This window comes from Vibrio sp. B4-6, assembly GCF_963888245.1.
In the GTDB taxonomy this organism is placed as follows: domain Bacteria; phylum Pseudomonadota; class Gammaproteobacteria; order Enterobacterales; family Vibrionaceae; genus Vibrio; species Vibrio anguillarum.
The window spans coordinates 25,772-34,599 of record NZ_CAWPIM010000014.1 but is presented as its reverse complement, the minus strand read 5'-3'; the positions used below and the strand labels follow the sequence as shown (position 1 = coordinate 34,599).

General features: G+C 41.0%; 4 protein-coding genes. 2 read left to right on the top strand and 2 right to left on the bottom strand.

The genetic code is table 11. The features are described from left to right. Positions 1-64: 64 nt before the first annotated feature. Both AACV20_RS06125 and AACV20_RS06120 read right to left on the bottom strand, forming a co-directional pair. Entirely contained in the window at positions 65-6,085 is a 6,021-nt protein-coding gene (locus tag AACV20_RS06125) for a hypothetical protein (protein WP_306685594.1), read from the bottom strand. Positions 6,086-6,171: 86 nt separating this feature from the next. Further along, positions 6,172-7,047 (bottom strand): DUF5677 domain-containing protein, encoded by an 876-nt coding sequence (locus AACV20_RS06120; protein ID WP_031852475.1) that lies wholly within the window; start codon positions 7,045-7,047, stop codon positions 6,172-6,174. Positions 7,048-7,722: 675 nt separating this feature from the next. Between AACV20_RS06120 and AACV20_RS06115 the strand changes: the two genes are divergently transcribed. Both AACV20_RS06115 and AACV20_RS06110 read left to right on the top strand, forming a co-directional pair. Continuing rightward, the gene (locus AACV20_RS06115; RefSeq protein ID WP_094147126.1) at positions 7,723-8,211 is read left to right on the top strand and encodes a mobile mystery protein A; all 489 of its coding nucleotides are present in this window, start codon (positions 7,723-7,725) and stop codon (positions 8,209-8,211) included. Next, complete coding sequence (locus AACV20_RS06110) at positions 8,208-8,819, top strand: mobile mystery protein B (protein ID WP_014610887.1); 612 nt, start codon at positions 8,208-8,210, stop codon at positions 8,817-8,819. Before AACV20_RS06115 ends, AACV20_RS06110 begins: the two co-directional genes overlap by 4 nt. Positions 8,820-8,828 lie beyond the last annotated feature (9 nt).

The window sequence follows — 8,828 nt, the reverse complement described above, 5'->3', positions numbered from 1 at the left end:
TTCCGAACGCTGATTTCGGAGTTCGCTTAAAAGTGTTCGGATAATCGCGGAATGTACGTTCGGATTAAACCGAAATAGGTGTTCGGGTCATACCGAAATGGCTGTTCGGAATGCTCCGAAATACGCAAATAGGACCATCTTTCCAATAGATGCTTTCAACCATTACATCGCCTTTCTCATTAATCCAGCGAAATAATCCTTCATCAGAAACAGACCAACCTAGGTAAAAGCCAATAGACGGATTTAACGCTAACCATTTAAAACCACCATGATCAATGTGAGCACCGGAACCATAAATCACCAACGATGGTTCATCAGTAAAAGTTATTTTGGGGTAATCGCTTGCAGACCAATGCATCATACTTGGGAACAAAGCTGAAGGTGAGGAAACTTCTACATCGTCATTCCATTCAGGATGACAGACTGTAGACATGCGAACCTCCGACGGTATATCCCAGTCTAACCAGCTCCAGGTTGTAAGTTCTCCAATAATTTGTTTTTCAGTTTCTATACGATCAACAAATTGTGTAATACCTTGTTCAATATCTCCCAACCATTCATCGTGGTTATGAGATATGTCTCGATCTTTTGCTTTCGGTACAACAATACACTCAGGTCTAATAGTGGGTTCAAGACCCAATAACAATTCATCACTACGTTTGAAAATATCTTGCAGAAAATCAACTTCTTGAGGAGATATTCGCCCTGCATCCAATAACTCGCATACCACATGAGAGAGTGCTAGCTTTGCCACTTTTGGTCTCAGTCGGTGGTAGGTCAGCTTGAGTCCAATCCCTTCCAACCAGTTTCTATAAATTTCCTCAGCCTGCTTATTCCATTCATTCTCTGGAATCAAAGTTTTCATTAGCTCACAAACTCTATAGGCTAAATTCTCAAACGGTACGTTTGACATATCAGCTACAAGCTTAGCTTCAGTCACCAAAGGCCTAAGCAACTCAATTGGATCATCAACATCAGGAAGTGTTTCCCCAGGTCGGAGAGCTGAAAAAGGAATAGCTTCCTTTTTATTATTTATTTCTGGTAACTCCAATTCGTATATAAAAGGTAACTTTGATCGTTCATGTGGAGGTAACCTACCTTCGATTTCTAGCCTACTAGACAAATCCAAGGCAATCATCCTCAAACTAAAGTCTGCCGACGCACAGAGTGAAGATATTTCCTGCTCAAATTGAAGAACAAACCCTTTGAAATCCTTTGCTAAGCTACTTAACAAAGATACTACTTTTACCTGCGCCAACCCAATTTTGTCTATTCTATGAGCTACTTGCCTAATAATTTCTGGCCAATTTGCTTCAATTTTAGCCAAGTCAACGATTGCCTGATGAGCCATAACCTCTAATTCAGGAATAGCCACATCAAGCATATCGAATGCAAACTCAATGAGTAAACTAGCATCCTTCTTCTCGCCAATGTCATCTAACAGTGCCGGTGGTTTCTCAGCCCCTTGTTCAAAAGCGTCTAGCTGGTATACATGTTCTTTGATTTCCTTCCAAATGGGCAGGATATCTTTATCCTCAAAGAGGATATCGACAATTTCTGGTAAGTTCCAAATTAAACTGCTTGGATACCTATATTCACCAATGTAATCATCAACTAAACAAGCGAGCGCTTTAGGGCGCCACTGCCTAGCATCAATTTCAACAAGGGCTCTAAATATCGACTGTCTAGAACCCCCATCCCAATGCAAATCCCAACCTTTAGCATCTGAGTTATCGAATAAACCTTCTAATAAACTGTTCGCTTTATCCACTTCACCATGTGAAGACAATGCGCCAGCAATACAAGAAACAACATTATTATCAGGCTTAACTGGCTTTAAGAGCTTATAGAGTTCCTCTAATTGAGGGACATTCATACCTTTTAAAAAAGGTTGAATTAAGTTCATCCAGCGGAAATACTCAACGGATTTCACAGTTCGAAGAAGCTGAAAAAGGTTTTCAGGAGAATTTATTTTCAGTTGAGCCTCTTCTTCTGTAAGTTTTTCCCCTGTATTTAGTGTCAGAGAAGGTTCATGAGTAACATGCTTTTCCTGGGGGGTAGAAATCGCCATTGAGGCATAAAAACTATTGTCCAACCCCGCTTCCCTGACGCCAAGCGCTACCCCTTCTAACCACGAATAACGATTTGAAGGTAATAAGTGTATATTGATAGATGCAATAAGCTTTTCTATCTCATCCGTCACCCCATCATCAGAGGATTGACAGGTCCGATACACTAATTTTTTAGGCAGATCAGAAGGATTGTGCTCTTCGAAAGGGATCAGCAGCTTTCTCGTCATCACTGATATTTCTTTCAATGGCGGACTAGAGCCATCAAGCATTCCAGACAGCAACCCTGTTAGGCCCGGAGCATAATCAAGCCCTTTATGATCGAATAACCACCTCAAGAGCTTTAAACCATATCCCGGATTCCAACGTGTGGTCATAGTGATGAGATCAAGTCCTGCTTCCTGCGTACCACGACCATTTCCCGACTGTTCCAAATCTACTAACGCCAAAGAAAATCGACATATTTCACCGTAGGCTAAATCAGGATATTGACTGATCAACTTACCTAACCACGATACCCAATGGGAAAATTGCCTGTCTTTCCTATGATATATTCCAAAAGAACCCTTGAAGATTTTTGGTAACAGGCTAGCCGCTCGATCTGGTTTACCAATCGTTGACCACATGATAGAAAGTTCATAGTACTCAGACATTTTAGAGTGAATGTCGTCAAAATCGGGGATCTCTTTTTCGATTTGATCCAGTACGTCAACTAAACCATCCCTGCTATATCCTTCCTTATACAAAGTGAAAGCAATCTCTCTGCGCCAGCCAGTCGGCCAATACCGTTTATCCCAATCTTTTCTAAACGCATCGGCTAAAGCCAAAATACAATCATGTCCATGCTGAGCAGCAGCCCTTATTGCGAAGTTAAAGTAATCAACAGCGGCTGATTCGAACTCATACCACCCAATCCAATCCCTTGTTTGATCATAAGGCTTTCGTAACAATTCAAATGATGGCTTTATTTCCTGAACAATAAAACTTGGTAGCAGCTTCTCTCCAGCCCAACCCCGTCCCCAAAGGCTTGAAAGCCTCACTAAAGCACGTTCAAATAAGACGTTTCCTGTATACTTTTTTTCGCTTTTATTTGGAACCACCTTAACAGGATCAACATCTTGTCCCAGGGCTGCTCGTAGTCTGTTAAGACGAATTCTATCTGTGAATGGACTTAGGTTCTTCCATTGGCCATGAACACCATATTTATAAAGTTTTGGCTGTTCAAATTTTTCAAACCATTCTTTAGTTTTTTCTATATTTCCATTGGATCTGTAATCCAGTTCAGTAACTAACAACTTTTCTGAAAAATCCAAGTCATTATTTTCAGACCAATCAATGACAGCCTCGAATGCGGTGTCTCTCAAAGCCAATGGATATTGGTTAATGCATATGGAGACACATAAATCTATAAGACTATCAAAGTGCTTCCTTTTTTCTGACAAGAAATAGAAAAGCTCAGTTATTTTTTCTTCGTCTTTTGTTTCATAGATACCATTGACCAACCGTCTCATTAAGCGAGCATGTAGGTCTTCATCATTTCCACTCCATGATCCCACACCATCAACTTCACACTTCGTTTGGTGTATAGTTGAGACAAGGTCGCTTAGCGGCATGAAATAATGAGCTACATCAGCCCATCGTTTCAAATCTTCAGCTCCCCCATGATGCGGATCAATAGCGTCTCCACCTGACAAGTAACTTAGCGGCTCAGCAGCTTCAAAGACCCTTTTAGCTTCATTAAAGAATTTGTTCTCAGCTAGAACTTTAGAAAATTTGAGTGCTTCTGAATCACTTACCCTTAGCAGCTCACCATCGAATATGTAGCTAAGCGCTGAACTTACCCCCTCCGATGAAAATAAGAGATCAAGTATATCAACCTCATTAAGGGCGTCTCTTCGCTCTCTAAGCTCACTTTCAATGAAGAGACATCTCACTACGGCAAGCGGATCATTCAGCTCCTTAGCCGACAATAGAACAGCGTCAATATCATCTGTTAAACTCGAAGTATTCCGAAGATTAAAGAACTGGTCTCTAAAGTAACTTTGAGTCCCTGTATCAATTACAGCTTGCATCTGCCGAGCATTAAAAAGGTGGTAAACTGCCTCCCATCGCATTGGATCATTATTCTCAAACGATTGAATACAGTGTTTAGCTAATACCTTGTGATATTGAATATTTTTTGAATCATCAAAATTACCAAATAGGTTTCGGCACGTTTTATCTAAAATAAACTGTCGAAAACTGTTATGAAAAAAGCGCCAACTTACATCACTATCCTTCTTGAAATAGTGGGCTGCACTTGAAATAAAAGCGCGAATAGTTGAATGATCAGACCATTTCTCAAGCACGTGAGTATTTATTGGCACCCTCAATCTTGACAATAACGCAAGCAAGTCAACAAGCTTCTGATTACTCTCTATTTGTCGCCAATAAACTGAATAGCTTTGCTCAATATGCCCTTGGTAAAGAGGGAATTCATCAATAGCTTCATCATAACTCCCACCCGATCCGCCAGTAATAAACTGCAGCAAATAAACCAAAGATAGTGGGTGCCCTAATGACTTTTCAAAAATTTTCTTCTTATTATCATCTGTTAGGTCGGAACAGCCTGGCCATTCGTTTATGGCTGCATAGACATTTGTCCGAGTAAGAGGAGATATAACAATGGTTCGACTTCCATGGCTGATATGCTCCTTTATCGTATCAGAAAGATCGTTCAACTCTAGCGTTTGACTACCTAGAACAAATATCACTCCATCAGGCACGGTGTTCGGGAGAGGCAAATCTGACAACAAACTCTGTAATGGGTTTTGTTCTCGCTGAATATGATCTAATCCATCAACCATTATGATGGTGGTTACGCCATCATTTTTCCATTTGTCATGGGCTTGTTGAAGCTGCTCTCCTAACAATGATAGGTACTCTTCTCTTGAGCCTGGCTGCCCGGAGCTCGCACCACGAAAGCCGTGATTTCTTAGCGATAATGTGATGTCATGAAGAAAAGTAGTCGCTTCACCACGCCCTTGGTAGGTGCTATCGGGTACATATGCATAATATCTAACTAGTTTATATCCTGCTTTATACTTTAAAGTATGAGTAAGCGTTGTTGACTTTCCTGAGCCAGGGCTTCCAAGCAATGCGACATAGCCCTGCTTGGTTTGTGATAAAACATTAGATATAGAACCAACAGTTTCTTCAATTTCTTGATAAGTTCGATCGATAGGAAATTCATGAACAAACTTATGCTTAAACCTATGACTCCACGCCAACCTATCTAACATATCATCTTTGGACAGCTCAATAATTCGACGTTCACCTCCCGCCATTTTCGTTAAAAGGTTATATATCTTTTCAATATCTTTTTGCTTTCTTGCTTGTCCTTGATTAGTTATAGGGATATCTGCTGGTCGCTTATAGTTGAATTCAAGCTCACAGTTGCGAATGAAATTTAAAAATTGGTCATCATTAAATTTTGACCGTTTCTGTAGATCCAACAGTGCCTTTTGCCAGCACACGGATACTGTATCTAAGCCTGTTTCACACCATCGTCTATCGAACCAGCATTCTTTTAAGAAAGATTGAAAGTGAGCATGTCGAGGAGCCGTGTCGCCTAAAGGGATTTGAGCTTTAGAGCTTGAACTAGGTACTGATTTATGAAGCAAATGAACTTTTACAATTCTATCTTTATTATTTGTACTTAAGTGCTTCCACCCCTCTGAAAGTTGCCTGAAAAGGCTCAGCTTCTCATCTCCATGCTTTGTCGAACTATCCCTTACAAAATCTGCATAGCTAATTGTTCCAGTGTATTCCGCCCACTTCACCTGATACGCATCAAGCTTACCAGTAGTCGCAATAAGTATATCATCTAAGCTTCCAGCATCAGGATCGGCGACTCGAAACCATTCAAGACTTCCATCAAGCAAAGCTTCATATATTAAGCCTGCTGCTATTTCATACTGCGGAACATACCCCAGCATTGCAGTTCGTTCACCATCGCCTGAATTAATACTAGACACGATAAAAATGATTCCTTAAAAACAGTGTTACACATTGAGAGAAACGCCTTAAGCAGCCTGAGGGGTAGAACTCTTTAGCTTAGAGGCTAGCAATTTGAGCCGTCATACTTCTGATCAAATATCATAAATACTCTATTGTTAACTCTTTCAATCCAGTCGAGAATATTAGTCATATTCTCGTCTTCACAATCGATCCGTCTCAACCATAGCCTGTATGACTCATTGCAAAACTTGAGTGTGGGACAGATATATCTTATATCGGCAGGATGATAAAAAGGGTATACAGAGAATGTTTTGTCCTCATTCTTTTGAAGACACCAGTCCATAGACTCGTTCCAAGAACCGTGAATAGACTCAGACATCATCCCGTAAGTGTATTTATAAAGATCCTCGTATGAAATTTCCTTAAATATGTCGAAAAAGTTCTTACCTTGAAGCTTCCATCGATTTGTCTTCTGTACCTTGAAGTCCTCTTCCGTGAAACCTTCCAAGTCCATTTTTTCTTGAACTGACTTAAGAAGGCGTTTTCCTGCTTTGGTCTCAAAAAATCGAGAGCCTTCTTTTAACTCACGAAGTATTCTCAACCTGTCTTTGTAAGAGCACTTTCTGTAGTCCTCAATTACTTCCGGTTCACTTAATAACAAGTATTCGGCAGTTACTGCTGCTTCGATTAACGGCCTTTCTAAAATACTTATAATTTCTGCATTATCCTGTTCGTAGTAGAATACAACTTCCTTGAGTAGCTTCCAGATCCTCGTTAGTAATCCCAAAATAGGAGCATCTTCTAAGTTGAAGCCAGTAGGATTACGTTCAATGTTTCGAACCCTAGTAATGCAATCATAAATCTCGGCCACATCCTTTACGAAAGTACCCGTAAATCTATTTATGTCTTCTAATGTTCTAAAACTTTCTCCAACATACACTTCGTCGTATCGACTGATGATTTTTTCTATTTCGTCCAAGCGAAGTTGCTCCTGTTTGGTTATGTTCTCTCAATGCAGCGGTTACATTAGATGCGTCAGTAAAAGTTGGTCAAATAGCGGGTTAGCCAAATGAGAGTGAGCAACAAGGTAAGAAGGAATGGCGCAAAGGAATGCTTACCGTGTTCGGCTCTAGCGCAGTTCTTATCGATGAAGCGTTAACTTCAATGACCCTGACAGATTAACTCCTGTGAATCGCAACCTACCATCTAGACAGATGCAGGCTTACATTGTTATTCAATCATAACCATATTGAATCATTAGAAAAAGTAGGTCAATTAATGACAAAAAAAATTAGTCCTGAGTCATAGGCTAGAACGTTTTGGGGCATTTTCGTGTTTCATGCCCCTCAGCACACTTCTGGACAGAAATCATTCAGAGCAGAAGTCTGGATTGTGTACTTCCCAAAACAACCCCCATTCTAAATCAACCTAAACCGTTCACTTCCCATTCTAGCGCTGCCGAAGACGTTTGCTCTTCCAAGATGAATTTGTCACGACCATTGTCCAGTAAACTGATAGCCAAATAAGTAGCGTATTTTATAATCGATACATTTTCCTTTGATGTGTATTAAAAATTAGATACAAGAATCTTTATAATGTATGCAAAATCAGATACGATTGTCATCGCAGTGTATTTAATTAGAGATACAAAATTATGAAAAAATCCGGTGTCTATGCCGTTGCACTCAAGCAAGTCAAAGCAAAAATCAGCGCTTTACTCGGTTTATCTGTGCCTAAACCGCCGAAAAATGGTTGGGTGCGCAGTATCCGTGAGGCCTTGGGGATGTCGGGCGCGCAATTAGGTGAACGTCTTAATCTCTCTCGTAATCAAGTCTCCATATTGGAGCGTAAAGAAACCGATGAAACCATCACACTCAAACAACTTAAACAACTGGCGAGCGGGCTCGATGCCGAACTGGTTTATGCGATTATTCCGCGTCAGTCGATTGATGACATGATAGAAGCGCGCGCTATGGAGTTGGCCAAGCAGCGTTTGGCCATGAGCCACCAATCGATGTTTTTAGAAGCACAGCAGTTAACCTCAGAGCAACAACAGCAAGCGCTGGTTCAATTAGCCAATGAGATTAAAACGGGCAGCACCCGAGATTTGTGGAAAGTCAGTTTGCAGGAGAAATACCAATGAGTCTGTTTGTTGAACCAGAGGGCGCAACCCAACTAAATGCCGATGATGTTGCCGGGCTGAAATTTGATCACATCACGACTCGCGAAGAGCTTAATGAGCTTGAAAATGCCAACATACTACAAGGGTTGAGTTGGTTAGCCACGACGCCTAAAACCAGCATGGATGACATTCTTTCTATGGCGTTTGTGGAAGAGTTGCATCAACGTTTGCTTGGTGATGTGTGGGAATGGGCCGGCAGCTACCGTCACCGAGAGTTGAACATTGGTGTCGATCCGCTGAATATCCGGCCAGATTTACACAACTTACTGGAAGACATCAAATGCTGGATTGAGTTTGAACACTATGACAGCCTAGAACTCTCGGCTCGGATACAGCACAGGTTAGTTAAAATTCACCCTTTTCCTAACGGCAACGGACGTCACTCGCGCGTGATGACGGACTACATACGAATGGTACTACTCAAACAAAAGCCTTTAGTTTGGTCCAATACAGATTTGGATAAACAAAGCCAAGAGCGGGGTGAGTACATTGCGAGCTTACGCCAAGCTGATGCCGGCGATTATGCGCCTTTAATTCAATATCTTCAGGCGAAAGGGAATGTGACTTAAACCAAGCGT

Bases quoted from the DNA above. Each gene is read 5' to 3' on its own strand.
- AACV20_RS06115 (WP_094147126.1), top strand. From the start codon at position 7,723: ATGAAAAAATCCGGTGTCTATGCCGTTGCACTCAAGCAAGTCAAAGCA.
- AACV20_RS06110 (WP_014610887.1), top strand. From the start codon at position 8,208: ATGAGTCTGTTTGTTGAACCAGAGGGCGCAACCCAACTAAATGCCGAT.